Annotated in this window: 21 protein-coding genes and 2 pseudogenes; 13 read left to right on the top strand and 10 right to left on the bottom strand. The window is 35.0% G+C overall.

Annotated elements, in window-relative coordinates:
• The first annotated feature begins 37 nt into the window (after positions 1-37).
• Genes H5J24_RS09275 through H5J24_RS09285 form a run of 3 tightly spaced genes read left to right on the top strand, consistent with a single transcriptional unit; the run spans position 38 to position 3,796 of the window.
• Positions 38-2,659, top strand: coding sequence for a multicopper oxidase domain-containing protein (locus H5J24_RS09275; protein WP_167387001.1), 2,622 nt, complete (start codon positions 38-40; stop codon positions 2,657-2,659).
• A 35-nt stretch (positions 2,660-2,694) separates the two neighbouring features.
• The gene (locus H5J24_RS09280) at positions 2,695-3,330 is read left to right on the top strand and encodes a DUF3347 domain-containing protein (RefSeq protein ID WP_068943425.1); all 636 of its coding nucleotides are present in this window, start codon (positions 2,695-2,697) and stop codon (positions 3,328-3,330) included.
• A 4-nt stretch (positions 3,331-3,334) separates the two neighbouring features.
• A complete protein-coding gene (locus H5J24_RS09285; protein ID WP_068943424.1) occupies positions 3,335-3,796 on the top strand; it encodes a heme-binding domain-containing protein in 462 nt (153 codons plus the stop codon).
• A gap of 83 nt (positions 3,797-3,879) precedes the next feature.
• Here the strand turns inward: H5J24_RS09285 and H5J24_RS09290 are convergent, their stop codons facing one another.
• The 7 genes from H5J24_RS09290 to H5J24_RS09320 form a co-directional block, all read right to left on the bottom strand.
• Positions 3,880-5,190, bottom strand: a complete 1,311-nt coding sequence (locus H5J24_RS09290) for an alpha/beta hydrolase family protein (protein ID WP_232816244.1) — start codon at positions 5,188-5,190, stop codon at positions 3,880-3,882.
• 134 nt (positions 5,191-5,324) lie between these two features.
• Complete coding sequence (locus H5J24_RS09295) at positions 5,325-5,912, bottom strand: TolB family protein (RefSeq protein WP_232816245.1); 588 nt, start codon at positions 5,910-5,912, stop codon at positions 5,325-5,327.
• 512 nt (positions 5,913-6,424) lie between these two features.
• Positions 6,425-6,925, bottom strand: coding sequence for a GNAT family N-acetyltransferase (locus H5J24_RS09300; RefSeq protein WP_068943422.1), 501 nt, complete (start codon positions 6,923-6,925; stop codon positions 6,425-6,427).
• Positions 6,926-6,934: 9 nt separating this feature from the next.
• Entirely contained in the window at positions 6,935-7,534 is a 600-nt protein-coding gene (locus H5J24_RS09305) for a hypothetical protein (protein ID WP_068943421.1), read from the bottom strand.
• Positions 7,535-7,609: 75 nt separating this feature from the next.
• A complete protein-coding gene (locus tag H5J24_RS09310) occupies positions 7,610-8,050 on the bottom strand; it encodes a hypothetical protein (RefSeq protein WP_068943420.1) in 441 nt (146 codons plus the stop codon).
• A 65-nt stretch (positions 8,051-8,115) separates the two neighbouring features.
• Positions 8,116-8,982, bottom strand: coding sequence for a sigma-70 family RNA polymerase sigma factor (locus tag H5J24_RS09315; protein ID WP_002979276.1), 867 nt, complete (start codon positions 8,980-8,982; stop codon positions 8,116-8,118).
• 368 nt (positions 8,983-9,350) lie between these two features.
• Positions 9,351-10,142 carry a S1/P1 nuclease gene (locus H5J24_RS09320; protein ID WP_068943419.1) on the bottom strand — a complete coding sequence of 264 codons (792 nt, stop codon included), beginning with the start codon at positions 10,140-10,142 and terminating at the stop codon, positions 9,351-9,353.
• 509 nt (positions 10,143-10,651) lie between these two features.
• Here H5J24_RS09320 and H5J24_RS09325 point away from each other — a divergent pair.
• The 5 genes and pseudogenes from H5J24_RS09325 (at position 10,652) to H5J24_RS09345 (ending at position 16,528) form a co-directional block, all read left to right on the top strand.
• A complete protein-coding gene (locus H5J24_RS09325) occupies positions 10,652-11,593 on the top strand; it encodes a type VI secretion system baseplate subunit TssG (RefSeq protein ID WP_068943418.1) in 942 nt (313 codons plus the stop codon).
• Positions 11,594-11,648: 55 nt separating this feature from the next.
• Positions 11,649-12,551, top strand: coding sequence for a TssN family type VI secretion system protein (locus tag H5J24_RS09330; RefSeq protein ID WP_068943417.1), 903 nt, complete (start codon positions 11,649-11,651; stop codon positions 12,549-12,551).
• Between the two features lie 25 nt (positions 12,552-12,576).
• Positions 12,577-13,716, top strand: a complete 1,140-nt coding sequence (locus H5J24_RS09335) for a hypothetical protein (RefSeq protein WP_068943416.1) — start codon at positions 12,577-12,579, stop codon at positions 13,714-13,716.
• Between the two features lie 403 nt (positions 13,717-14,119).
• Complete coding sequence (locus H5J24_RS09340; protein ID WP_068943415.1) at positions 14,120-14,836, top strand: outer membrane beta-barrel protein; 717 nt, start codon at positions 14,120-14,122, stop codon at positions 14,834-14,836.
• A 29-nt stretch (positions 14,837-14,865) separates the two neighbouring features.
• A pseudogene (locus H5J24_RS09345) lies at positions 14,866-16,528 on the top strand (S41 family peptidase).
• A 51-nt stretch (positions 16,529-16,579) separates the two neighbouring features.
• Here the strand turns inward: H5J24_RS09345 and blaIND are convergent.
• Both blaIND and H5J24_RS09355 read right to left on the bottom strand, forming a co-directional pair.
• Positions 16,580-17,299, bottom strand: coding sequence for an IND family subclass B1 metallo-beta-lactamase (gene blaIND / locus H5J24_RS09350; RefSeq protein ID WP_068943413.1), 720 nt, complete (start codon positions 17,297-17,299; stop codon positions 16,580-16,582).
• Between the two features lie 316 nt (positions 17,300-17,615).
• Positions 17,616-18,268 (bottom strand): annotated as a pseudogene (locus H5J24_RS09355) (metal-dependent transcriptional regulator).
• A gap of 85 nt (positions 18,269-18,353) precedes the next feature.
• Here H5J24_RS09355 and H5J24_RS09360 point away from each other — a divergent pair.
• Positions 18,354-19,385, top strand: a complete 1,032-nt coding sequence (locus H5J24_RS09360) for a threonine aldolase family protein (protein ID WP_232816247.1) — start codon at positions 18,354-18,356, stop codon at positions 19,383-19,385.
• A 159-nt stretch (positions 19,386-19,544) separates the two neighbouring features.
• Here the strand turns inward: H5J24_RS09360 and H5J24_RS09365 are convergent, their stop codons facing one another.
• Positions 19,545-20,045 carry a hypothetical protein gene (locus H5J24_RS09365; RefSeq protein WP_068943410.1) on the bottom strand — a complete coding sequence of 167 codons (501 nt, stop codon included), beginning with the start codon at positions 20,043-20,045 and terminating at the stop codon, positions 19,545-19,547.
• Between the two features lie 452 nt (positions 20,046-20,497).
• Here H5J24_RS09365 and H5J24_RS09370 point away from each other — a divergent pair, with 452 nt between their 5' ends.
• The 4 genes from H5J24_RS09370 to H5J24_RS09385 all read left to right on the top strand — a co-directional run bounded on the left by H5J24_RS09370 (position 20,498) and on the right by H5J24_RS09385 (position 26,175).
• Positions 20,498-21,124, top strand: coding sequence for a chloramphenicol acetyltransferase (locus H5J24_RS09370; RefSeq protein WP_068943409.1), 627 nt, complete (start codon positions 20,498-20,500; stop codon positions 21,122-21,124).
• Positions 21,125-21,282: 158 nt separating this feature from the next.
• Complete coding sequence (locus tag H5J24_RS09375) at positions 21,283-22,725, top strand: tellurite resistance TerB C-terminal domain-containing protein (protein WP_068943408.1); 1,443 nt, start codon at positions 21,283-21,285, stop codon at positions 22,723-22,725.
• Complete coding sequence (locus tag H5J24_RS09380) at positions 22,718-24,034, top strand: ATP-binding protein (protein ID WP_068943407.1); 1,317 nt, start codon at positions 22,718-22,720, stop codon at positions 24,032-24,034. The genes H5J24_RS09375 and H5J24_RS09380 overlap by 8 nt, the downstream gene beginning before the upstream one ends.
• Positions 24,031-26,175 carry a DEAD/DEAH box helicase gene (locus H5J24_RS09385; protein ID WP_068943406.1) on the top strand — a complete coding sequence of 715 codons (2,145 nt, stop codon included), beginning with the start codon at positions 24,031-24,033 and terminating at the stop codon, positions 26,173-26,175. The genes H5J24_RS09380 and H5J24_RS09385 overlap by 4 nt, the downstream gene beginning before the upstream one ends.
• Positions 26,176-26,651: the final 476 nt, after the last annotated feature.

Genomic DNA, 26,651 nt, shown 5'->3' on the forward strand with positions numbered 1-26,651 from the left:
ACTTTAAGCTCTGCAACTTCTAAAAGTTCGGAATATTATGAAAAAGCTAATAATGTTTCTGGTGCTTTTGTTCTCTGTTTTTACCTTCGCACAAACAACAAAAACATACTATACCTGTCCTATGCATTCTGAAGTAGTCTCTTCAAACCCTGGAGACTGCCCGAAATGTAAAATGACATTGGTAAAGAAAGAGGTTGTAGTAAAACCAGCAGTACAATCTGTACCTAAAGCAGAAACAAAAACAAAATCTGAGGCTCAAACTATTTATACTTGCCCTATGCATCCTGAAGTAATTTCAGAGAAGGCAGGAAAATGCCCTAAATGTGGAATGGAGCTTGTGGAAAAAGAAAATCATAAACATGCTGTTGTTGAAAATCCAAAAGGAGAAAAATCTGTTTTAAAAAGAAATTCTGAAAACGGAAAACTTACTTTTGGCGGAAAAACAGTTCGTTATGATCTGTATGTAAAAGATACCATTGTCAATTTTACTGGAAAAAACAGAAGAGCTCTAGCAATCAATGGTAAACTTCAGGCTCCAACCTTGTACTTTACAGAAGGAGATACGGCTGAAATTTATCTGCATAATATGCTGAAAGAGAATACAGGACTTCACTGGCATGGGGTGATTCTTCCTAATGAACATGATGGAGTTCCTTATCTTACCACAAAGCCTGTAAAACCAGGGGAGACTCATTTGTATAAGTTCAAAATCTCCCAAAACGGAACCTATTGGTACCATTCCCATGAAGCATTACAGGAACAGATAGGAATGAACGGGATTTTGGTTTTTAAAAAGAGGGAAGGCGAACCCAAAACAGAATATAATGCTGAAATCCCTGTATTATTAGGGGATTGGAGTGATGATGATCCCATGCAGATTGCCCGCAGACTTCATATGGCCAATACAGATTGGTATGCCGTAAAGAAAAATGCAGTGCAGAGTTATTGGGAAGCCATTAAATCCGGAAATTTCGGGACTAAAGCCCTGAATGAATGGAAAAGAATGGAAGCCATGGATGTAAGTGACGTCTATTACGATAAGTTTTTAATCAATGGTGTTCCAAGTTCCAATTATTCTAACCTGAAACCGGGGGATAAAGTAAGACTAAGAGTCGCCAACGGCGGTTCATCTACTTATTTCTGGCTGAATTATGGCGGTGGAAAAATAAAAGTCGTAGGGAATGACGGAAATGATGTAGTTCCTGTAGAAGTAGACCGATTGATTGTTGGAGTTTCTGAAACCTATGATATTGAAGTGACCATTCCGGAGAATAAGAGCTTTGAGTTTAGAGCCACTTCAGAAGACAGAATTGGACATGCTTCGCTTTGGCTGGGATCAGGTGAGAAAGTTGAGGCTCCTAATTTACCAAGACTAATGCTTTTTGAAGGAATGAAAATGATGAACGGGATGATGGAAATGAGCGGAAATATGAAGCCGATGACCATGACGATGGGAAATCAAATGATGGATATGAATGAAGTGATGTATCCGGAAATTCCTGAAAATCAGAGAAAAACGACGGCGAAACACATCAACGAGATGATGGGGTTAAAAACGAAAGAGAAAGAAGATCATTCTCAACATGGCGGAATGGATATGAAAGAAGAAAAAACAATCAAGAGATTGTCTTATAATATTCTAAAGTCTCCTGAAAAGACCATTCTTCCAACAGACAGCGTTCGTAATATGAAGTTTACGCTGGAAGGAAATATGAACCATTATCTGTGGACACTGGATAATAAAACAGTTACAGAAACAGATAAAATTCTGATTAAAAAAGGGGAGATCTTAAGAATCAAACTGTATAATAACTCCATGATGCGCCACCCAATGCACCTTCACGGGCATGATTTCAGATTGATCAATTCAAAAGGAGAGTATTCACCATTGAAAAACGTGGTAGACATCATGCCAATGGAGACTGTTACTATTGAATTTGCAGCCAATCAGGATGGAGACTGGTTTTTCCACTGTCATATCCTGTATCACATGATGGCCGGGATGGGAAGAATCTTCAGTTATGAAAATTCAAAACCGAATCCACAGCTTCCCAATAGAAAGCTGGCATGGAAAAACTTCCTGAAAGACAATAAAATGGTAAGCTCTATGGCTATGCTGGATGTGGCAAGCAATAAGATTCATGCCGAAACCATGACGATGTTTGGACCAAGATGGGCGAACTTGAATGAGTTTCATACCAATTGGAACTTTGATCACTTTGAAGGAAGTGCAAAAGTGGGAAGATTCTTAGGGAAATTCCAATGGGCACTGCCTTATGCAGGGTTCAGAGTACAAAAAAATCATGAGATTATGGAGCGTCAGATGGCGGAAGATATGGGAATGGATTTTCATGGGAAGAAAACCTGGTTTGGACAACAGAAAGCTTCAAAAAGCAGATATTCTTTCATGGTCGGAATGCAGTATGTATTACCCATGTTGATTACAGCTGATGCCAGTGTAGATCAGAACGGTAAAGTATTGCTGGAGTTGAGCAGAGAAGATATTCCACTTTCCAGAAGATTAAGAGGAAACTTCAGTGTCAATTCTGATGGAGAGTTTTCAACAGGAATAAGATATATCGTTCAGAAATATCTATCTATTTCCGGAAATTATGATAATGAAATGGGCTGGGGGGCCGGTGTTACCTTAACCTATTAATTTTTAATCACATTTAATAAAATTAGTAAGAAACAATGAAAAATATAATAACCGTATTGTTAGTAGGTGCTGTACTATATTCATGTACTAAACCCGAAAATAAAGGATCTGAAAATAAAGCAGCAGAGCCGGAAATTAAAAGTGCAGACAAAATCGATTCTGTCGTAGCTTTACATCAAAACCAGGAAGTAAAAGAAAGTCCGGAAGAAAATAAAAAAGAAACTGTTGAACTTTCAGCTTTTCCGATACAGCAAGTGATTAAAGGATATCTGCCTTTAAAAAATGCTCTAACTCAGGATGATTCTCAAAAAGCATCTGATGCTGCTAAAAGCCTGTTTTCTATACTAAAGAAAATAGACATCAGTAAGATTAGTGTAAAAAACAACTCAGAATTACGTGTTATTCTGGAAAGTGCTTCAGAAAATGCGGAACATATTGGGGAGAACTCTGATGATATAGGACATCAAAGAGAACATTTACTCTCTCTGAGTAATGATATTACAGATTTGATTGAAGAAGTAGGAACCGGTGGTTTAAAATTATATCAGGATTTCTGCCCTATGTACAATAATGGAAAAGGAGGAACCTGGATTAGTGAGACAAAAGAAATTGTGAACCCTTATGAAGGGACAAAAATGCTCAACTGTGGATCTGTAAAAAAGGTTTTATAGACAGATGAGTCTCTTCATTAAAAGAGTATTTTTTGGGTCTATCCTTATTTTTTTAATCATTCAGGTGATTCAGCCTGCTCGTAATATTGATTATGGGCAGGTTCCCTCATCAGACATGTCAAAAGTGTATCAGATCCCTAAAAAAGTACAATCTATTTTGAGAACTTCATGCTACGATTGCCATAGTAATGGAACGAATTATCCCGCTTATGCATACATTCAGCCATTCAGCTATTTTATTGAAAAGCATATTAAAGAAGGAAAAAAGGAACTCAACTTTAGCGAATGGGGACTTTACAGCCAAAGGAAACAATCCAATAAACTAGAAGCTGTCGAGAATCAGATAAAGCAAGGAAAAATGCCACTTTCTTCATACCTCTATCTTCATCATGATGCAAAGCTGTCTGATGAAAAAATGAAAGAAGTTGTTAATTGGATAGACTCCATCCATAAACAAGACAGGTAGAAGGATAAAGACATAAAATCTATGGGTAGAAAACAAAAACCATCTCAGCAGTGAGATGGTTTTTGTTTTGAATTTTATATCGTTTATTTTTTAGGTTTAGCTTCCTGGGCTTTTTCTGTTGGAGTATAAGTAACTTTTGTAATATCAACCGTCATTTCTCTCAAGCGTTTTGCCACATCTTCAGGCATATCTTTCTGGTATCTTCCTCCGATAACTTCGGAAAGGAACTTTTCGGTTTCGGCGTACATAGCCATGCTGTTGACAGGTTTTCTGAATCCGTGTCCTTCATCATCCGCTAAAATATAATTTACTTTTTTACCTTTATCGCGAAGGGCAATCACAATCTGATCTGCTTCAGCCTGTTTTACCCTTGGATCATTAGCTCCCTGGATAATCAGTAAAGGTTTATTAATTTTATTGACACTGAATAATGGACTTGCTTCACGCATTAATTTTTTACCTTCTTCAGTTTTTGGATCACCTACCATACCATAAAGAGAGGCGCGTGCAGATTCCCAGTAAGCAGGAACAGAGTCCAACAGGGTGAAAAGGTTGCTGGGTCCTACAATGTCCACTCCTGCAGCATATACATCAGGAGTGAATGCTAATCCGGCAAGAGTAGCATATCCACCATAACTTCCTCCCATAATCACTACTTTATTTTTATCAGCAATGCCTTTATCAATCAGGTATTTTACGCCCCAGGTAATATCATCCTGCATCAATTTTCCCCACTGAAGATCACCTGCATTCTGAAACTTTTTACCATATCCGCCACTAGCTCTGAAGTTAGGCTGCAATACCGCATATCCTCTGTTCGCCAGAAACTGAACGATTGAATTATAGCCCCAATAATCTCTTGGTCCTTTTGGCCCTCCATGAACCAGTACTACTAAAGGTGAATTCTTACCTGAAGATCCTACAGGTAAAGTAAGATAAGCTGGAATTTCAAGCCCGTCACTACTTTTGTAGCTGATTGGAGTCATAGAGGCGAGATTATTTTCAACTTTTTTCAGTTCAGGTCTCGGAGTATACTGGAAAATTAATTCTTTTGTTTTAGTATCAAAAAAATAAGACTCAGAAACAGAGTTGTCACCCCAGACTGAGATTAAAAATTTAGAATAATCTTTTGTAGAGCTTGAAAAATTAACTTGCTTACCCGGGAATTTGCTTTGTAGGAATTTATAATTAGCTTCCCAAGCTTTATCTTTCCAGTAGTATTCAGTTTTATCACCGGTGTAAGAGGTGAAAATAATTTTTCTGGTATTCCTGTCTGCTGATAAGCCTCCAAAATCTACTTTTCCTTTAGGGTCGTTTTCTATTTTAGTCGTTTGCTTAGTTTTTGGGTCCATCAGGAATAATGTAGATTTATCCAGATCACCTTTATTCGTCACAAGATAAAACTTTGAATTATCTTCGTTCCAGTTCGGAATATAAGCTTCCTCAGTGACTAATGTTTCATAGATTGGGACCAGCTTTTCTCCATCTTTATATAGAAACTGAGTTGTTCCTTTATCATCTGTTCTGTTTAAAATCCTAAGCTTTTCATCCCAGTCGAAATCATATCCTGTAATACGGTCTTTATTTTCGAATTCTTTTTCAGTTCACCGGTAGAGATCTTTAATGAGTATAGATCATGCCATGCTTTATCGCGGTTATTCAATCCAATCATTAACAAATCAGGATTTTTTCTGCTGACCATATAGATTTGGGCTGCTACTTCATTAAGTGGTGTTAAGTTTCTCGATTCAGGAACTCCATTGGTTGCTTTAGCCATTGGGTCTACAGCGAAAATATTAATATTCTCATCCCCGTTTTTATCCTTTACATACAGAAGATATTTTCCATCTTCTGACCAGAAATAGCCATTTAACGGTCGTTTGCTATCAGTTAATGGATGCGCTTTTTCAAAAGGTTCATCGAATTTTTTTACCCAGATATTCATGATTCCGCCATATTCTTTTAGGAAGGAGATCCATTTTCCATCCGGACTTAGCTGGCCGCCAGTGATTTCGGGGTTCCCGAAAAACAATTTTCTATCCAGTAATTGAGCCTCCTGTGCCTGAAGGCTCTGGAATCCTATTAGCAGGAGGAGTACATAAAAGATTTTTTTCATATTTTTTTGATTTTTGATAAGGTTAATTTAGTCATTTATTTTCATAGATAAATGATAATTGTATTTCTGTTTGGTTGAAAATGTGGAGGTTATGTTTTATATTTCCAATTCAATGATTTTTTTTGCCATCTTTTGATTAGTGCTTTCCGGAATGAGACTCATCATGAAATTACGCAGAGAATTCCCGTGTTCCCATTGAGAAATTTTTCCGATGGTACGGCTGGTATTGACAATATAATCTACTTTTTTTCTTCTGATTTTCTGAAACTATGAATAGCAACATTACAGGAATAATATTTTTTCTCAAGCTGCGGTATTTTCGTTTTTGAAAAGGGTTTCATAGTTTCGTTGGATAATGTTTAAGGTACAAGAAAATCAATGATTTTTAGTAGCAATTTTGATAAGCGAAGTTCAATTTTATCAAAGATAAAATCCTAGCACCTTAAAAATATTTTTATAGATTCGGATTCCGGATTATTGGTGTCTTCGCATATTTCCAACCAGACTAAATTTTATAAAGTTAAAATATAGCTTTCAGATACTTTTTTAAAACCATATCTGTTAAAAAACTGATGAGCCCCATGATTATTCACGCCGCTTTCCAGCAGAATGAAGCTGATATTCCAGCTTTTAGACTCCTGAATGGCTTTTTCAAGCAGTTTACTTCCAAGAGACTGTCCTCTTACCGACTGATCCAAAAGCATATCTTCCAGAATTGCATACTTTTTAAAAGGACTGTTAATAACATTGAAAACCATCATCCCTACAATTTCTGCGTTTTCATTTTCTGCAATTAAAATATTCAGCTTAGAACTCCCATCAGAATTGAAATCGGTAAGAAGCTGCTCCGTTAAAATAACATCAAGGTCCGGATTCCAATGATGGGAATCTATCGCTCTGCCAGACATCATTTCACCATGAGAAATGTAAGAATCTGTTTTATGAGTGATAAAAAAGTCTACCAATTCTTTAATACGGGTTTTATCTGTAAGCCATTGTGTAGTATAATTCATGAGGTGTTTTTATTTTAATTTTTTTAATTCTTCAATCAACTTATTCTGTTTGTTGATAAACCGATCCAGACTATCTGTTTTTAAAGGGTGGGCATTTTGATACTTTTCAATTTCAGGAAGCGTTTTTCTGATTTTGAATATGGTGTATTGTTCATAGAGAGCACTTTGGTTTGTTCTGATCTTTTTAATTAGATCTTTTATGGTTTGATTTTTTAAACTATACTTATCTGCACTATTTTGAATCTCATTTTCTATTTCTCTTTTTGCAATAGAATCTGTGATTGAACCGGACAGGTTTTTGGCATCCCTATAATAATTTTCTGATTTATCAATGATATTGGTATATTCATTAAGTACGATATTAGTTTTATTGCTGATATCTGCTATTCTTTTGTCAAGATCCTGAAGTGTTTTGTCATTTTTTAGAAGCTCATCATAAATGTTGTTCACTAAGTTTCCACCGCGTGAGTAATCACTCTTTACAATGGATGAAACAGAAGACTCTGCATTATCAACAGCATTTTCTAAAATGGGAGGATTTTGAGGCTGACTTTCTCTACAGGAAAGTACAGATAAAGCCAATATGGTAGCGAAAAGTATTTTTTTCATTGTGATGGTATTTAATAATGATATTTTTTGATTTGGAGGTGTATTTATATTAGTTGATAGGCTTTTTAGAAATTGTTACAAATTCTTATCAATACTCGGTAATTCTACATTTTTATTTTTTAAATTTAAGATCACTGTCATACTTCCTGTAACATCATTTACTTTTATTTTCATGAGATTATCGGATATGGATTTAGACAGAATTTGGTGTTTTTGGGTGCCTGGCAATATAATTTCCGGGTTACTATTTAAGTGAAGAATGGGTCTGTTGAAGGGGATGATAAAAATTTCATTTTCTAAAAAAATAATGTTGGCTGTTTTATAGGTAAGATTAACATCAACAGTAGTTGGGTTGACAAAGGTGATATCAACATTTTTAATGAACGTATGTTTTCTTTTATTTATATAACGGAAAAAGAGATTCTGTCTCTGTTTCAGATACAAAGCAATACCTGCACTGATGAGAATAAAAGATAAAACTGCTGTGGCAAAAAAATAAGACAAATCTGTATCCATACTTACAAAAATAAAAAAACGGAGTCTGAAAACAGGCTCCGCTTATAAAATTGTCAGTGCTAAAATTATTTACCTAAATAAGATTTAAGGATCTTACTTCTGGTATTGTGTTTTAGTCTCTTAATTGCTTTTTCTTTGATCTGACGAACTCTCTCTCTTGTAAGATCGAAAGTCTCACCAATTTCTTCTAAAGTCATTGGGTGCTTTCCGTTCAGTCCAAAGTATAATCTTACTAAATCAGCCTCCCTTGGAGTCAAAGTATTTAATGCTCTTTCGATTTCAATCTGAAGAGATTCAAGCATTAAGTCTTTATCAGGACTTGGTGATTCTCCTGAACGTAATACATCATAAAGATTAGAATCTTCACCTTCTACTAGAGGTGCATCCATAGACAAGTGTCTACCGGAGTTTTTCATAGATTCTTTGATATCCTCCTCACTCATGTCAAGAACTTCAGCCAATTCTTCCGGAGAAGGCGGTCTTTCATTTTCCTGCTCAAGGTGGGCGTATGCCTTATTAATTTTATTGATGGAACCAATTTTGTTCAACGGAAGTCTTACAATTCTTGATTGCTCAGCCAGCGCCTGTAAAATTGATTGACGGATCCACCATACTGCATAAGAGATAAATTTGAAACCTCTAGTTTCATCGTACCTTTTTGCCGCCTTCATTAATCCTAAGTTACCCTCATTGATCAAATCGGGTAAGGAAAGACCTTGGTTTTGGTATTGCTTGGATACAGAAACTACGAAACGAAGGTTGGCTTTGATTAATTTTTCCAATGCGGCTCTATCGCCAGCACGTATTCTTTGTGCCAATTCTACTTCTTCGTCCGCAGTAATTAGTTCCACTTTACCAATTTCCTGCAAATACTTGTCTAATGAAGCAGTTTCCCTGTTGGTAACCTGCTTAGTGATTTTTAATTGTCTCATTTATTTTATCCTCAAAAAAGAGTTACTATATAATATACGTATGGAAATATAAAAAGGTTACACAAGTTTTACTTTTTTATTAAATATTTTAATTGAATGGGGATAGGTGATCCTGAAACAGGCATTCAGAAGTTAAAAAATAGAAAGAAAACAAGATGATCTAGGATAAAAAGAACGAAAATTTTCCCTTAATGCAATTTTATATAGAATGTCTTCCACCATTCCCATCGTCTGGAGGGATGGCAAAAATTCAAAGAATTTTTGACGGGGTGGTTTAAAATAGTACAACATTCATACAACATCAAACTTTAAACAAAAAAAACGGGACATTTGTCCCGTTTTTTTGTTTATAAGAATTTTATTTTTCACTAAAATAGCTCATTCAATACTTTAGCCAATCTTAATCCTCCGTACAATAATTGTCTTTCAAGTGTATCGTTGAATTTATATTGGTAATCATAAGATAATTTTGAACCGTCAGGAGTCTGTGCGTAGATTTTGTTGGCAATTTTATGAGAATCATATAACCAGTCTTCCAAAGTCCCGGATTGAATCTGTGCTACTTCTTCCTTAGATTTAATATCTAAAAGTTTAGAATATTCCGTATAGCTGTATTTTTGAGAATCTACTAATTTCCCATCCCAAACAGAGTGTAAATTAGTTTTATCTCCAAAATAGGTAACATTGATTTTGTTTCCTCCTAAATCATCAGCTCTTCCTACATGTAATGGCTGAGCAAGGTCTCCCATGATATGAATAAGGAAAATCAAAGCAATTTTTCTATCCTTTGCTGATGTTTTTTCATCTTTGATCTGACTGGATAATGTATTTACCTGAGTGTAAAGACTTGGTCCTGCCTGCATTTTTAAGTTTTGATCAAAAGCTTTAAAATCAGTTTGAGGATCAATATTTACATAATGCCATGATGAAGCCTGCTTCCAAACCCCTGTGGTATCAGATTTGATGAAATCCGGCCAGTTAGCCCAGTATGCAAGACGTTCCTTGCCCATTATTTTCTTGATCTCTCTTCTTGCCTTTCTGGAAAGGTGATTTTCTGCAATATCTGCAATTACTCTGTGCCCCGTCAATCCCCACGCATAAGAATAAAGTGAAGAGGAAATGAATGCTAAAATCAGAATTTTAGAATAAATACTTTTCATTTTAAATAACAATTTTCAATCTGCAAAGATACGCTCCCTTTCCGAATCAGCATACATTCTCATGAATTTATTCCATAAGGATGGTGTTAATAAAATTTAATCTGAATAAAATAAGGAATTATACTAGGTTTGCGGATGGGGGTAAGGAGCGCAAAGCATAGGTTTTTTATTCATATATATAATAAGGATACAGATTGAAGGTTCAATTTTAGAAGTACAATTGTTTAGTTTTATCATCAATTTATACTGACGAACTTATTTATATTGAATCCTTAAAGCTTGAACCTTAAATTTGGAATAAAAAATGATAACTTGCTGATAATGAGACTTTAAATTTAAAGTATAAAGTTTAAACAAATTCTCTTACCACCGTATTTTTACGGAATTTAATGAAAATTATTCCTTTTAATGTCAATAAATTAGTATTTTTAGAATAAAATTATTGGCAAAATATTTTTTCAAACTTATGAGATATATTATCTTTACAAGTCATAATCACAGGAAACACTATGCATGAGAACAATATTGTAGATATGAACTATAATAAGCTGCAGACCGACTTTAAGGCAGAGGCTGTAGCTGTTAATCTTTTAAAATATCACCGGACAGTAAGCAATATATTTATTGAAAGAGTCGGAGTGAATGACCGTGCCTATCTGAAGGATATTAAAAGCATTTCAAGCAGTTATCTAGGTTTTGATGAAGAAGTTTTTACGATAGAAAGTTATAGAGAGGGTATTTACGATTACCTTCCGGAAGGGTTATTTCACCCACCTTCTCTCGGAGCTTCCAGAAAAAATGTAGATACTGTTGTAAGAGAGATCAGAAAACAGAAAAGAGTAGAGGATGATGCGCGAAAATTTTTCCGTCCTTTTGAATTGGAGGTCTTCTTCACAGAGATCAGTGCTCTTCTGAAAGAGTCTGAATTTGATATTACAAGCAATACAGATGCGTTGCTGGATACGGTAAGTGAGCTTTGGCCGTTAATCGATATGCTGGATAAGCAGAGTGCTTATATATTTATGCATATTCTTCCGTTTTTCCACCAGATCCGCGGAGATAAAAGATGGTTTGAAAGATGTATGACTGCTTTTCTTCAGGTTCCGGTTAAGGTAAGCTTTTCTCCTAATGTTATTGATGAAATTGAAAAAAATGATGATTCAATGCTGTTGGGGAACTCCAGATTGGGGGTAACCTATATTCCGAGTGGGAGACATATGGACGGGCAGCGTAACTGGGTGGTGAATATTGGCCCGATTCCTTATGAAGAAATGAAAAAATACATTCCGGGAAGTCCGTTCAGAAAAGTACTTCAGACGCTTTATGATTATTTTCTCCCTGTTACAGTAGACATAGAGGAGAATTTTGTTACAGAAAAACTGGAATACTCGTTCAGTCTTGAGGATGATGAAAGAAATGCCAGCCGCCTTGGATACTCTACATTCCTCTAAATTATTTTATATATATTTACAACTACCAACAAAGTATAAATTCGAAAAGAAACAAATGGAAATCTCTTCAGTAAAAGGTATTTTTTTAAGGTATATTTTAATGCCTTTAATTGCAATAATCATGATGTTTATCCTGGGTATTATCAGGAGAAATAAGCCTGCGATCAAAATTAAAGTAATTATTGTATACGTTCTTCTGTGCAGTTTATGTCTGGCTCTTCCAGGCTTTTTTGGATTTGCCGGAAATCTTTTTAACCCATACTGGTATCTCATTGCACAGGTTGTTTACCTTATTTTTGGGATTATTCATGTTAACTTATTACACAAATATTTCAAAAAGCATATTGATTCTCTGGCAATGAGTATTTTGTTTGAATCTATCCTTTCATTGACGTGTATTGTATTAGGAGGGTATTTGTTTACCCTGTTATTCAACTGGATGAGTAAAGGGACAGGATATGCAGTGATGGCGGCTACAAGTATGTTGATCTTTGTCGTTCCAATGGTATTTTACTATTGCTATATTCAGTTTATCAGCATTCCTTTTGATATTTATAAAACATGGAGATATTCTCCGGAACAAAAGCTTCCTGATTTTGAAGGGGCAGATTTTGACCGTTTGATGGTTTTAAATGTTGAATTAAGCAAAAACCTTGAAGACTCCAACCGATTCAGAATTAAGGCAAAAACCCTTCCTACAGGAATTACTTTTGGAGATTGGTTTTACAGAGTGGTAGATGATTACAACCACAAAAATCCAGGATCCATCATTCACCTTTCAGATGAAGTAAGAGAACCTTATTACTGGATCTTTTATACTAAAAAATCGTTTTTCAGTTTTAGAAAATATATAGATTTCGACCAGGACATCACCACCAACAGCATTTCTGAAAATGAAGTGGTTATTTGTAAGAGAGTCATTCAGCATGAAGAGGAGGGAGTCGCAAGAAAATCATAACACAAAAAATTAAAAAGTAGTAAACATGATACAGCCTATTAAACATTTTGCAATCAATTGGGTGGATGGGATGAAGGTTTCCCAGAGACACCTTAATGATCAGGATAATTTCTTAATTGATACCATCAGAGATTCCAATTCACTTGGGATTACTCCATATAACTATGGGCTTTTGCCTATTTCTACTGAGTATACAGACCGTACTATTTTTGATGTTCACAATACAGCTACCAATGATGTACAGTTGGTGATCAAAAGATGCAGTGCTGTTACTTTGGCAGGATACCGTATCGAATTAAGTGACAGAAGAATCAGTGTGAAATCATTGGCAAAGTCAATGAACGAGGAGCAGGCCGATGGTGAATATTATATTTTGATTTCTGTAAATCCGTTTGATAAAGTTCCTTTTGGAGATATTGATCCGGAAGAAATTCCGCCACGCCACCCGAATGCACAGCCTAATCACCACATTGAATTACTTCCTGTAACTTCTTTAAACAGCAGCTACTCTGGAGGAAATTATCTGATTATCGGGAAAGTGGATTTGAAAGCTAATATTGCGCAGGTAGATTCTAATTTTATTCCACCTTGTACCTCTGTTCAGAGTCACCCGGCTTTGGTAGAGTATTACAGTAGTTTTGCAAAATCAATTGGGAATCTTCAACAATATGCTTTTAAAATCATTCAGAAAGCATCTCACAAGAATCAGAACACAGCCTTAGCACAGAACGTTAAGTTTGTTTGTAATACTATGGTAACTACTTTTGGAGATATGTATTTCCAATTCAGAAATGTTACCCCTTACCAACCACCAGTATTTTTAATTGAGTCTTTTGCAAGATTAGCCCTTCATTTATACAATTCAACACAACTTCTGGTTCCTGCGGAATTGGAAGAAATGCTGAACTATAGCTTAGAGTGGAGCGAGATTGCTCCTCATACTTTATTGAATCAATTGTCTATCGTAGCTGAAACAAATTACGATCATCATAATTGCGGTGAGCCATTATTGTACATTCAGCAGATGCTGAGAAGTTTGGAAACTATTTTCTCTAAACTGAGCGAACTGGATTATATTGGTCAAAGAAAAGAAAATATCATTGTTAATGAACAGGAAGTTACTACGAATACCAATCCAAAGAGAGGTTGGAGCGTATTAGACTAATTCAAATCCTTATAAAACACAAATCCCGAATGAACAATCATTCGGGATTTTTTATTGACCGCTTATCAGAGTAAAATTACCATAGAAATTTTAGCATCTCCATCCTAAATAAGCTTCCGGGTCTCTGTATATTATATTGTTTTCCCTACATCATATATCCTACATCAGGTTTTTTTGAATGTCATGTTTAGGAAGCTTAGATGATAAGGGGTATGTTGTAATTGATTGATAATTAATATGTTGTTTTAGTTGAGTATGTGTGTAGTAGGTTGTTTTTAACAGTGTTTTTTATTTATACTATAGTTTTGTGGTAATATATTATTTATCACAAGGTTTATTTATCAAATCATCAACAATTGGCACTATAAGATTGCTATTAATGAAATAACTCAAAAAAATATCTATGGAAAAAAAATTGTCTAAAATCTTTTGTCTTTGTCTTTTTTCTGCCGGAACAGTAGTGATGGGACAAAATAAAATCAAGGTAAGTTTGGATGCAGGATACACTTATGGTACTCTAAATTCAGATCTTTCAAATCTTATTGATTCAAGGTACACGGGGCGGTATGGTTTCGGGGTCAACCTGTCTGGAGAATATATGATCTGGAAATCACTTTTTGTTTCTACGGGAGTTTCTTTCCAGCAAAAGAATTATAAGTTTGAGAGAACAGGAAATCGAGACGGATGGTATACAGACTATAATAACAATTTTTTAACCCTTCCTTTAATGGTCGGGGGCTATATCTTGAATAATCCACATGAAACTACCGGCGTGTGGATCAAAGTTGCAGGAGGAATGTATACGGATTACTGGCTTCGTATGGGAAGAAAGGGACGCTATCCGGTATTTAATGAATTACAGGAAAACGGAACTTTCAATTATACAGAAGTATCGGATACATATGATTTTAAAAAGAATGAAAACCAGCTTAACCGATGGGGATATGGGTTGGTAGGCCAAGCCCAGTTAGGGTATTCTTTGAAGAAGTTTGATGTATATGCATCCTATAATTACCAGTATGGGCTTTCGGATATCAATATGGCAAATGATGATAAAGATCGTAAATCAACGATCCGATCTTATATGATTTCTTTAGGTGTTTCCTATAAGTTTAAATAAAAAGTTTTCTATCAATTAAAATATATAAAATGAAAAAAAATATCATCTATTTAGGGTTAGCACTGCTTTCAGCATCTATGACATTCAATTCCTGTATGCAGGACAATGATTCTTCCATCACAGAGCCAACAAGATATACAAGCAATGATATAAAATCCTATGCTGATCTTTTTAAAGTATTCTGGACGGTAATGGATCAGCGGTATAATTATTTTTATGAACAGAAAGGAAAAGACGGGATGGATTGGAACGCTATCTATAAAGAATATTATCCGAAATTTGCCGCTTTAAAATCCTATAATGGAATGGGTGTAAGCGATGCAGAATTGCAGGCGGATGCTGAAAAAGCAAGAGTATATTTTACAGAAATCGTAAATCCAATTATTGATAGACATTTTTATGTTAAAGTAAAAGTACCCTTTTCAAATTCCGGTATTACCAATACGTATACATTTTACGGAGGGATGAACGAAGCGAGAGCCAATATTTATCCGTTTGATGCAAAATATGGATATATGAAGGACAGACTTCAGGATGGAGCTGTGTTGAGTAATAATTTTTTGTTAGCGGGTAATCTAAAGTCTAATCCGGGCATTTACTATTTCAGCTTCAAAAGTTTCTCCTTATCTACAAATTTTAAAATTACTCTTGTCGATAAATATTTAAGTCCGGATCCTGGAAATTCGCTTGTTCTTACACCTGCTGCTATTGAAAGCAGCACGCAGCTCAATGCAATTAGTGATATTAACAAGAGAAATGAAGTTAAAAATTTCACTATAAATATATTAAACCAATGGAATTCATTTCCGAATTCACCTGAAATGAAATCTTTCAACAGCCAGATTGGAGCGTTTAAAAGTACAGAAGTCTTATCAGATTCGTTTTTAGATTTAACTCAGCAATTACTTACTAAATCTAATAATCTCGTAAAATATAGTAGTGCAGCTACCTATACATCAGTGTTAAGCAGTGAAACGCTTCCGTATATCCAATGGTTTATCCAGCAGATGGATAATCATGTAAAATATGGATATAATTTGAGCCAGTTCCAGAGTGCAGCAAATAAAATATTGGCAAATGCTCCTTTTTACAAAAAATTCCTGAATCCTTTGCACAATGGTGATATTAAAAAAGTGATTATTGATTTAAGAGGCAACGGTGGAGGAGCCATTGTTGATGCTCGTTTTTTCACGGATCGGTTTATTACTAAAAATACTGTTGCATTCTATCAGAGAACGAAAGAAGGGAACGGACAATTTAATTATACTCCATGGGTTCCGGTACAGGCACAGTCACATATGTTTGGAATTCCCGGGAATATTCCGGTTGTTGTTTTAACGGATAAAGGAAGTGCGAGCATGTCGGAAATGTCTACATTGATGCTCAAAAGCCAGGGATCTCATGTTATCTCAATAGGAGATTACAGTGCGGGGGGCTACTGCAGGCTTGGGAGGATCAGATGATTTTAACGGGGGTACCCGGGATGCCATCGCTGGTGGGATTTTAGAGTTTTATATGCCATTGATGGCGACTAAAAACCTCAATAATGAAGTCATTGAAGGAGTTGGTGTGAAACCTGATATTTATGTAACCCCTCCTTCGGATACTGAAGTTGCACAAATGACAAGCAACCCTAAAACATTTGTAGACAGGGCAATGGATGAAGCCATTAAATATCTTTCAACAAAATAATACCATAAAAAATACCTGGCAGAAGCCAGGTATTTTTTATTCAGATCGTTTTTATTTTTTATTCAAAAGCTCTAATGTGTGTTCTACATGTCCACCTCCTTTCCATTCATCATGTCCTGGAAGAATCAATGTTGCCTTTGAATATTTTGCTTTCAGTTTATTCATCGTCTTTGGCCATTCTTCTAGGTTGGCTTCTTTAATATATCCTAAATCAGTAGCTGAATTACTTTTTACAAGGCAGCCGCCATCCAGAACATTGTATTTTGGGAACCATACCACAACATTATCAGCAGTATGTCCTTCGCCAAGGAAATCCACTACAAACTCCTCGCCACCAATATGGTAAGGCTTTCCGGTTTTAATGATTTCAGAAGAGGTTGCTTTTCCATCTTTTTTTAAAAACTCATTTGTCTTTGAGGTAGCGTAAGTTTTAATTCCTTTATTATTAAAAAAGCTCAGATCTCCGGCACGGTCATCATGAGAGTGTGTAGCAAATACAGCAATAACAGGTAAGTTGTGACGTTTTTTGATAGTGTCCATCAGGCTTTGGTATTGTACTTTTTCCCATGGAACATCAAATAGGACAACACCTTTTTTAGTAACCAGATATACTGAATTTGCAGAATATTCTCTCCCTCCGAATACTCCAAATGTTTTATAGATATGTAAATTATTTTTAATCGGTGGTTCGATTACAAAATCTTTTACCTGTGCATTTGCAAAAGGGCTCAACAGCATTGAAACAATAAAAAACTGAATGCTTTTTTTCATAATTTTTAAAGGTAATAGTTAAAATTTTGGTACTTATGAGAAAGATAGATCTCAATGGAATATTGTGCAAACCTAGTAAAATTTATCTTTGAAGTTTTTTAGGAGAGGAAGTTTAACCGTTTTTTAACAGTTGTGATCAAGGAGAATTATAAAGCTAGTCTCTCTATGTTTATTGTTGAAGAGCGTAAGGGATGCAATTTTTATCAAACATAGCTTTTATAAGGTGCAAATCTTTTATCTCTACGTTCAATAATTTTATTCCAGGATTTATGGCATAAAAAACTGCTTCATTTTTGAAGCAGTTTATATATTGTAATTATTTCTTTACCAATATTTTTTCAGTGGCTTTTTTACTGAGAATTTCTTTGTTTCCATCAATCTTCAGCGTCATCGATTTATCAAAGCTTTCAATTTTAATAATTTTCACTTTAGTATTAAGAAGAAGTTTTCTATCATTCAAATACGTTAGGAAAGCATCATCTGAGAGGGTAACAGAGGCAAATACAACGGTTTCCCCTTCTTCACAGCTGCTTAATTTCTGAAGATCCTGGGCAATAATATTTCCATCTTTATCAGGGATTGGTTCTCCATGCGGATCAAATTTAGGATAATCCAGAATTTCGTCCATTTTATCAAAGAAGATTTGAGAATGCACGTGTTCCAGCTGCTCTGCAATTTCATGAACGTTTTCCCATCCGAAATTCATTTTTTTAACCAGAAACATTTCGGTAAGCCGATGCTTGCGGACTACCAGGGCTGCTTCACGTTTTCCGTTTGCAGTAACAATCAATGGTTTATAAGTCTCGTAAATGACCCATTTTTTTCTGCAAATTTCTTCATCATATTGTTAACGCTCGGCATTTTTACATTTAAAAATTTACTGAGCTCGTTAATGGTCACCTTTCCTTCATTGTCAACTAAATGAAACAAAGCTTTCAGGTAATTTTCTTCCGTTAGGGTTGTTTTCAAAATGTTAGATGATTTTCAATACAAATCTAACAAAATAATATGAAAAGATCACTCTTGTTCTTTTAACTTTTTTTAATTTTACTCCATGAAATTTTCATTTAAAAACGATTATTCCGAGGGATGCCACCCGAATATTTTACAAGCACTTTTACAATATAATCTCAACCAGCAGGCAGGGTATGGAGAAGATGAATATTCTTTGCAGGCCAAAGAACTAATTAAAACAAAAATTAATAAGACAGATTCTGAAATTTACTTTGTTTCCGGAGGAACACAGGCGAACTTAATTGTAATTTCTTCTGTTTTAAAACCTTATCAATGTGCTGTTTCAGCCTCTACCGGCCATATTTTGAATAATGAAACCGGAGCAATTGAAGCCACTGGCCATAAAGTTTTAAGTATTGAAACAGAAGATGGGAAGCTAAGACCATCAGACATTGTTCCGGTGTTGGAAAGCCATAAAAATGCTCCGCATCAGGTGATGCCGAAAATGGTTTATATATCCAATTCTACAGAGCTGGGAACGATTTATCTGGCCCAAGAACTTGAAGAACTCTCCCAGTTCTGTAAACAAAACAAACTGTATCTGTTTATGGATGGAGCAAGGCTGGGGCATGGATTAACTGCTGAAATCAGTGATCTTACTCTGGAAAAAGTAGCAGAATTGACAGATATTTTCTATCTGGGAGGAACGAAAAACGGAGCTTTGATAGGAGAGGCTATTGTCATTAACAATCCCTCTCTTCAGGAGGATTTTGCGTTTAATATTAAGCAAAAAGGAGCATTGCTGGCAAAAGGAAGGGTTTTGGGAATTCAGTTTCTGGAACTGATGAAGAACGATCTGTATTTTGATCTGGCCAGAAATGCCAACCAACAGGCAATGAAAATAAAAAATACATTACAGGAAAAAGGGGTTAAGTTTCTTTCTGATACTTATACCAATCAGATTTTCCCGATTGTAAGTAACGATCTTATTCAGGTTTTATCAGAAAGCTTTGAATTTTATGTCTGGAAAAAAGTAAATGAAGAATTTTCCGCCATTCGTCTGATTACTTCCTGGAGTACGAGTGATGATGCTGTAAACAGATTCATTGACATCATTAATGAGAAGCTGTAAATTTTTGTTTTAAAACTTATGACCACATCAGCTTATTTGTGGATCTATATGGAGACTTTAAAAAATTAATTGTTTTCCAAAAGAAACAATAGCTGCAATAAAAAATGCTGTTCTCAGATGTTGAGAACAGCATTTTTATGTGATTTCAATAGAGTTTCCTTATTTTACAGCTTTGTTAACTACTTTACAGTCAGCTGCGGTTAGTTTTGGACCCTCTTTGTAGCTGATCTTATTTTCGCTGGCATATTTTGACTGGCCACCTTCTTCTTTATGATCTCCAATACCTTCCGTTAAAGTATTGTCTTTCTGTAGGAAATAAATATCTCTTTTGCTTTTTTGCCCTTCAGAGGTGAATTCGTAGGTAAGCTTTAAGGTATCTCCTGATTTGAAACCTGTTACATCACCTTTTGAACTGTCTTTTTCACTGTTTTTATAAGATAATTTTCCCGTAATAGTTCCCAGGTTATCATCAATAGAAGCAAATACACTGTCTTTCCCGACTACTCCTACATAACAGAACGATTTTGGTCCTAAAGTATCTACTACAGGTTCTTCTACTGCAATGGTATCAGCATCAGCTTTAGGAGCGGGAGCATCAGCTTTTTTATTACAATTGATTAAAAACGCTGAAACAGCTCCTAATAAAATTAATTTTTTCATATCCTTAATTATTATAACCAAATTTTAAAGTTGCTAAATTAATAATAGTATTTGTATATTAAAAATAGGATATAAACTTAAAAAGGCTTTATCGAAAAAAATAATTTAAAAATATTGATTTTTAAGAAAAATAATTAAACTTGTTTGTAGTTTATAAACTGCCAAATTTCTGTAAAGAATAAAAAAATATTAAGGCAGAGGTTTCTTTCATTGCTTGAATTTCAGGTATTTGTGTAATGGGACAGACTTCTGAGATCATATTTGATAAATTGATTATTCATGTGCTGGAAAAGGTAATGACAAAAAAAGATTTATTAGAATCAAATTTCTGTATCACTACATTTCCTGAGCGCAAAAACAGAATGCAATAATCATGCTCTTAAAAGAAAAATTAATCCAGTTTACTAGTTCAAATCAGGAAAAATACAGAAATTTGCAGCAAATTAAAATCAATGAAGATTGTAGACCTGGAGCAATGGAACAGAAAGGAGCATTTTGAATTTTTCTCTAAAATGGCAAGCCCATATTTTGGCTTTACTACCGAAGTAGATTGTACAAACGCTTACGAAAAAGCTAAAGAAAACGGATATTCTTTCTTTGCCTATTATTATCACAAGTCTATGGTTGCCATTAATACCGTTGATGAATTGAAATTGAGAATCATTGATGGCCAGGTTATTCAGTTTGATATTGTCCACGCGGGAAGTACCATTGCCAGACCTGATGGAACTTTTGGTTTTTCATTTACCCCTTTTTCAGAAGATTTTGAAACGTTTAATGTTGAGCTGCAAAAGGAAATAAAAGGAGTTCACAATTCTTCAGGTCTTAGATTGAGCAATGAAAGATTAGGGAAAGATCATATCAGACATACAACGATTCCCTGGAATTCTTTCACTGCGATTCTTCACCCTACAGATTTTAATAATGGAGAATCTGTTCCCAAAATATCTTTCGGTAAATTCAATATCCGTGACGGCAGAAAATACATGCCGGTTTCTATTGAAGCCCACCACGGACTGGCAGATGGAATTCACATTGCGAAATATCTGGAAGAGTTTCAGAGACAGCTCGACTTATAGGAATATTGCCGGATAAAAATGGTTCTAATTACGGAAAACCGTAAAGGATATTTTTCGGATTTGGGTAAATTTGAGGCAATATATTGCTATATTAGAGAATTGGTTTGATAATCAAGAAAACTAATTAATCCATAACTCAATTTTACTAAGATGCCATCATGCTTAATGATAATACTATTGATGATTCCATTATAGATGTTTCCGGACACCAGGAAATTCCGATTGATTTTGGAAACAATTCCTTTCCTCCAGACTATCAGTCTACTATTTATGATCCTGACTCAGGAAAGATCGGAAAAAAATATGTCCGTAAACTTTCACTGAATGAGAATCAAATCTCAATGCTGGATAAAATGGCTTTTTCCGGTAATGTTTTTAATGATATAGAATATTGTAAAATTCAGATATTAAAACAGTTTCTAAGAGCTGTTGAATACCTTTATCAACACTGTATTCCTGTCAATAAATCTTATGCAACAGTGATTGATGAGCTTTCGGAAATCATCGTATGCCTCCGTTACAATTATAGAAAAGAAAGTCTTAATTATAACTATACTTATGAATCTGTACAGACTGAGATATTCAATCATATTCTGAAATTATGTGAAAATAATGTCCGCGATGTATACGGAATCAAAAGAAAGATCAATACTGATTTCAGTTATAATCATCCGGATATTCTTCATCAGTACAACAGGAAGATTGTTTCAAAGCTGGAAGTTTTCCTGATCGAAAATCAGCATCAGATTCTGGATGCAGATTACAAGACCAATATTATCCTTAACGAGAATAATACGAACCGGTGGAAAACAAAATTTGATCAGGTCAAAGAAGATTACTCCAATCCATTGGCTTTTGAAAGGGAAATTTTCAGGCTTGGTGAGGTGAATATTAAAAATCCGTCTGTGGATGCTTTATTTTTTGAAGCTTCAAAATTTGTTGCTGAATATGATAAAACATGTGCTTTAAGGCTTTATATTCATTATTTGGATAAAGATCTGAATTCCCCAAAGTTTGATCAGAGACAGCTGAATAAAAATGTTCAAAAAAGTTTATTCTCTACGAAAGAACAGCTTTCTGATTTTGAAAAAATTCTAAGCGAGTTTATTGCTGACAGAAATCTGGAAAGAGCTATTGAAAAGGCTAATTTGCTGTATATTCCTAAAAGAAAAAGAATTACGATTGATCCTGAGGCGATTAAAAATATTCAGGCCCTGGACTCTGAAACAGCTGGGATTTTAGGACAAATTCTTAATGAAGAGGAAGAGGATGCTGCAAAAACGGAAGAAACTTTCACTGAGCAGGATATTACCATCATTATACCGCAGATTTCGGAAGCCCAAGCCAACAAATACCTGAATGAACTGAATTTGTCAGCTGTTCAAAAGGAAATTCTTGACTTTTTTGAAAAACAAAGCTTGAACATCCTCCAAACCGATGTTGAAGATTTTATCAAAACCAAAGGTCTGTTTATGGGGTCTACTATAGATTCTATTAATGAAAGCTGCTATGAGACCCTAGATGATATTCTGATTGAAGAAGAAGATGAATATTTTATTATTAACACCAATTACTATAAAAAACTTTTAAACAATGATTGACAATATTAAACCCAAAGAAGCAACTTCCATTATCAACTCTCTGGTGAGCGGCGTAGTTCCTAAAATTGGTGTACAGCATATTACTGTAGGCAGATCAGAAGAAGTGAATGCCTTTATCAGTTCCCTGGAAGATGTTAAAAACGGATTGAGTCTTGTGAAATTCTGGATCGGAGATTTCGGAAGCGGAAAATCTTTCATGCTCCATCTTTTAAATACAGTGGCATTAAAGCAGAAGTTTGTAGTAGCTAATGCCGATTTTACTCCGGACAACAGGCTTTATGCCAATGATGGAAAAAGCGTTATCCTATATTCTGCCATTATGGATAATATTGCCATTCAGACTAAACCTGAAGGTGGAGCTTTACAGACATTATTAGAAAAATGGATTGAGCAGGTGATTTCGAAAACGGCAGAAGAAAATCAAATTTCTTTACTGGAAATCAGAAATGATCAGTATTTGGCACTGATCCAGAATTCTATTATGAAAACGGTCAATGAAATTACTGAAGTAGGCGGGTTTGATTTCGGTTCTGCTATTGTAAAATATTACGAAGGTTATATCAAAGGAGATGAATTGCTGCGCCGAAATGCCCTGAAATGGCTCAAAGGAGAATATACTACCAAAACAGAAGCCAGACAGGATATTGGAATAAGGGAAATCATCAATGATTCCAATTATTATGATATGCTGAAAAACTTCTGCAAGCTGTTTGTAAGCATGGGATATAGTGGTTTTATGATCAATCTTGATGAAGCGATCAACCTTTACAAAATATCGGTTTCTGCTTCCCGTGAGAAGAATTATGAGAAGATTTTATCGATTTATAATGACTGTTTCCAGGGAAAAGTTTCTAATCTCTTCATCAATTTTGCAGGGACAAAAGAATTTCTGGAAAATGAAAGGAGAGGCCTTTTCAGTTATCAGGCTTTAAAATCAAGACTGGAAGCTAATAAATTCGAAACCTCTGAGCTCCGCGATTTTGCCCAGCCAGTGATCAAACTGATGCCTTTGAATCATAATGAGATCTTTGTACTGCTTAAAAAACTAAAGCTGATCTTTGACTTTAATTACAAAACAGAACTGAATATTACGGATGAGGAAATTTCTGCTTTTATGGAAGAAATGTTCAATAAACCGGGGGCCGCAGAATTTCTGACTCCAAGAGAAGTGATCAGAGATTTTCTGAATATTCTCAATATCATCAGGCAAAATCCTGAGGTGGATAAAGGAAAACTTTTCGGAGACATTGAAATCTCAGACGAAAGACCGAATGATCTTGTCCTTTTAGATAGTATTGAGGAACTATGACAGCATTCAACCTGCTTTCTGAGCCTATCAGAAAATACATCCGTGATAAGAAATGGGAAAGCCTGAGAAATATTCAGGAAGCTGCCATTCAAAGAATTATGGCTACGGATCACAATTATGTTTTAATATCCAGAACCGCTTCAGGGAAAACTGAGGCTGCCTTCCTTCCTATTTTGTCAAAAGTAAATTTTAAGGAACCGGGAGTAAAAGTTCTTTATATTTCTCCATTAATTGCACTGATCAATGATCAGTTTGTACGGGTGGAAGGTCTTTGTGAGTATCTGGATGTAACGGTAACAAAATGGCACGGAGAGGCGGCAAAAGGTGCTAAAGACAGATTGTTAAAAAATCCGGAGGGTATTGTTCTCATTACTCCTGAATCTCTGGAAGCCATGTTTGTGAATAAACCTTACAACGTAAAGCACTTGTTTTCAACCCTGGATTATATTGTTATTGATGAAATTCACTCATTCCTGGGATCAGATCGGGGAACTCATTTGCAGTCTTTATTGAATCGGCTTCAAAAAATCAATATTACAAAATTCAGTATCATAGGACTTTCTGCTACAGTAAGTGATGCTAACCAATATATTGAGCTTAAAAATTTTCTTGGTGATACAGATCATACCAAAATTATCAGGGATATAACCCCTAAACCAATACATACGGTTTTCCGATACTTTGCCGCTTCTGTAGAAGAATTACCATTATCCTTGTTGAAAGATATCTATGTAAGAACAAGGGAAAGTAAGGTACTTATATTCCCCAATGCAAGAGGAAGAGTAGAAGAAGTTGCTGTAAAGCTTAAGCAAATCTCAGAAAGAGTAGGCGGCCATAAAAACTATTTTTCGCATCATTCTTCTGTGGATAAAGAAGTCCGCGAATATGTAGAGTTTTTTGCTAAAAATTCCACTCTTCAGAACTTTTGTATCTCTTGTACTTCAACCCTGGAATTGGGAATTGATATTGGTCATGTAGATGAAGTAGTACAGATTGATGCTACTCACAGTATTGCCTCTCTTATCCAAAGAGTAGGAAGAAGCGGAAGACGGGAAGGCAGAGCAAGTAATCTGTTTTTATATGCCACAGACCCCTGGAGCTTATTACAATCTCTGGCCTGCTGGCTCCTTTATCAGGAACAGTATATAGAACCTATCGCTGTAAGTAAAAAACCTTATGATGTCTTGGTACATCAGATCTTATCCATTGTAAAAGGTTCGTCGGGAATTTCCTTATCTCAACTGATGGAGGAAGTAATCACTAATTCTACTTTCTCAACTATTAAAACAGAAGAGATAGAAGAGATTGTCAATCATCTTGTCAGCATTGAATTTTTAGAAAAGCTGGGAAGGGAGCTGATTATTGGAATAGAAGGAGAGGAGATGGTGAACAGCAGAGAATTTTACAGCCTTTTTGAAACTCCGGTTTTTTTCAAAGTTTCCAGTAATGGTATTAAAATTGGGGAGCTGCCTCTGTCTCCTCAAATAAGAATAAATGAAAATATTTATTTGTCTGCAAAAATATGGAGCATCATTGATGTTGATTTTAAAACAAACAAAATAGAAGTAGTCCCTGCCAAAGATGGGAAAAGGCCCACTTTCTTTGGAGAAGCTGCCGATACAGCTTATCGCATCAGGGAAAAAATGCTGGAAATAGTTATTTCAAAAGAAAAGTATGAATTTTTGGATGAAACAGGTAGTGAGGCAATCGAAGAATTAAGAAAAGAGTTCTCTGTATTTATGATCATTGATACTAAAAATGAAAGGCCTTTACTGACCAGTAATAACAATCTAAAATTCTATTCTTTTACCAGCTCAAGAATCAACAGAACTTTACGCTTTATGCTGGATACGTTGAAAATTGATACTATTCTTCACGATAAGGAAAGTCTTTTTGAAATAGCAGATCATAGTGGAAGTGAACTGATAACAAGCTTAAAAAATATTGACAAAGAGCAGAATATTGATCAGATGTTAATTGAATTATTGGAAAATATGCCGGGAATCATTGATTTTTCAAAATGGGGAAAATACTTACCCATTCACTATCAGACAGCATTGTTAAAAGAAAAATATTTTGATTTTGAAGGATGTTATACTTATCTCGAAAATCTGAGGGTTGTAGAAAATCAACCACAATGATCCAATTAAATAGAGGCTTTCCCCTATGTTTATAGTATCAAATGTAGGAGAGAGCTTTTATTCTTCTTTAATAGTAAATTTTCCTTTTCTCAGATTTTACAATTTTATTCTTTTCGATTTGTTTAAAGATCCGGATCACGTTTTCTAGACGAAGTCTTATGCGTGAAGCTATCCAGATACCACGATGTGTTTCTTTTGTGTGAAAAGAAAGTGTAAACTATTGATTAGAATCATAAAAAGTGAACAAATTAACCTCTTACATTTATACACGATAAACAGTCTGATAAAAGCTGTTAAGATATTGTATTGAAAAACATAACGTGGTATGTATGTGGTACTCTATTTTAACAGAATTTTAATCATTTTTTATTTCTTTGCTCTATATAAAATGAAAGGAAATTCATATGTATGAATTTTTTAACCTGACCATTTACTAAATATAAGATATACCGTGAAAGCGGTTTAGTATTATTTAA

Origin of the sequence: Chryseobacterium capnotolerans (genome assembly GCF_021278965.1) — a bacterium.
GTDB classification, from domain to species: domain Bacteria; phylum Bacteroidota; class Bacteroidia; order Flavobacteriales; family Weeksellaceae; genus Chryseobacterium; species Chryseobacterium capnotolerans.

Bases quoted from the DNA above. Each gene is read 5' to 3' on its own strand.
- H5J24_RS09275 (WP_167387001.1), top strand. From the start codon at position 38: ATGAAAAAGCTAATAATGTTTCTGGTGCTTTTGTTCTCTGTTTTTACC.
- H5J24_RS09280 (WP_068943425.1), top strand. From the start codon at position 2,695: ATGAAAAATATAATAACCGTATTGTTAGTAGGTGCTGTACTATATTCA.
- H5J24_RS09285 (WP_068943424.1), top strand. From the start codon at position 3,335: ATGAGTCTCTTCATTAAAAGAGTATTTTTTGGGTCTATCCTTATTTTT.
- H5J24_RS09295 (WP_232816245.1), bottom strand. From the start codon at position 5,912: ATGAAAAAAATCTTTTATGTACTCCTCCTGCTAATAGGATTCCAGAGC.
- H5J24_RS09300 (WP_068943422.1), bottom strand. From the start codon at position 6,925: ATGAATTATACTACACAATGGCTTACAGATAAAACCCGTATTAAAGAA.
- H5J24_RS09305 (WP_068943421.1), bottom strand. From the start codon at position 7,534: ATGAAAAAAATACTTTTCGCTACCATATTGGCTTTATCTGTACTTTCC.
- H5J24_RS09310 (WP_068943420.1), bottom strand. From the start codon at position 8,050: ATGGATACAGATTTGTCTTATTTTTTTGCCACAGCAGTTTTATCTTTT.
- H5J24_RS09315 (WP_002979276.1), bottom strand. From the start codon at position 8,982: ATGAGACAATTAAAAATCACTAAGCAGGTTACCAACAGGGAAACTGCT.
- H5J24_RS09320 (WP_068943419.1), bottom strand. From the start codon at position 10,142: ATGAAAAGTATTTATTCTAAAATTCTGATTTTAGCATTCATTTCCTCT.
- H5J24_RS09325 (WP_068943418.1), top strand. From the start codon at position 10,652: ATGCATGAGAACAATATTGTAGATATGAACTATAATAAGCTGCAGACC.
- H5J24_RS09330 (WP_068943417.1), top strand. From the start codon at position 11,649: ATGGAAATCTCTTCAGTAAAAGGTATTTTTTTAAGGTATATTTTAATG.
- H5J24_RS09335 (WP_068943416.1), top strand. From the start codon at position 12,577: ATGATACAGCCTATTAAACATTTTGCAATCAATTGGGTGGATGGGATG.
- H5J24_RS09340 (WP_068943415.1), top strand. From the start codon at position 14,120: ATGGAAAAAAAATTGTCTAAAATCTTTTGTCTTTGTCTTTTTTCTGCC.
- blaIND (WP_068943413.1), bottom strand. From the start codon at position 17,299: ATGAAAAAAAGCATTCAGTTTTTTATTGTTTCAATGCTGTTGAGCCCT.
- H5J24_RS09360 (WP_232816247.1), top strand. From the start codon at position 18,354: ATGAAATTTTCATTTAAAAACGATTATTCCGAGGGATGCCACCCGAAT.
- H5J24_RS09365 (WP_068943410.1), bottom strand. From the start codon at position 20,045: ATGAAAAAATTAATTTTATTAGGAGCTGTTTCAGCGTTTTTAATCAAT.
- H5J24_RS09370 (WP_068943409.1), top strand. From the start codon at position 20,498: ATGAAGATTGTAGACCTGGAGCAATGGAACAGAAAGGAGCATTTTGAA.
- H5J24_RS09375 (WP_068943408.1), top strand. From the start codon at position 21,283: ATGCTTAATGATAATACTATTGATGATTCCATTATAGATGTTTCCGGA.
- H5J24_RS09380 (WP_068943407.1), top strand. From the start codon at position 22,718: ATGATTGACAATATTAAACCCAAAGAAGCAACTTCCATTATCAACTCT.
- H5J24_RS09385 (WP_068943406.1), top strand. From the start codon at position 24,031: ATGACAGCATTCAACCTGCTTTCTGAGCCTATCAGAAAATACATCCGT.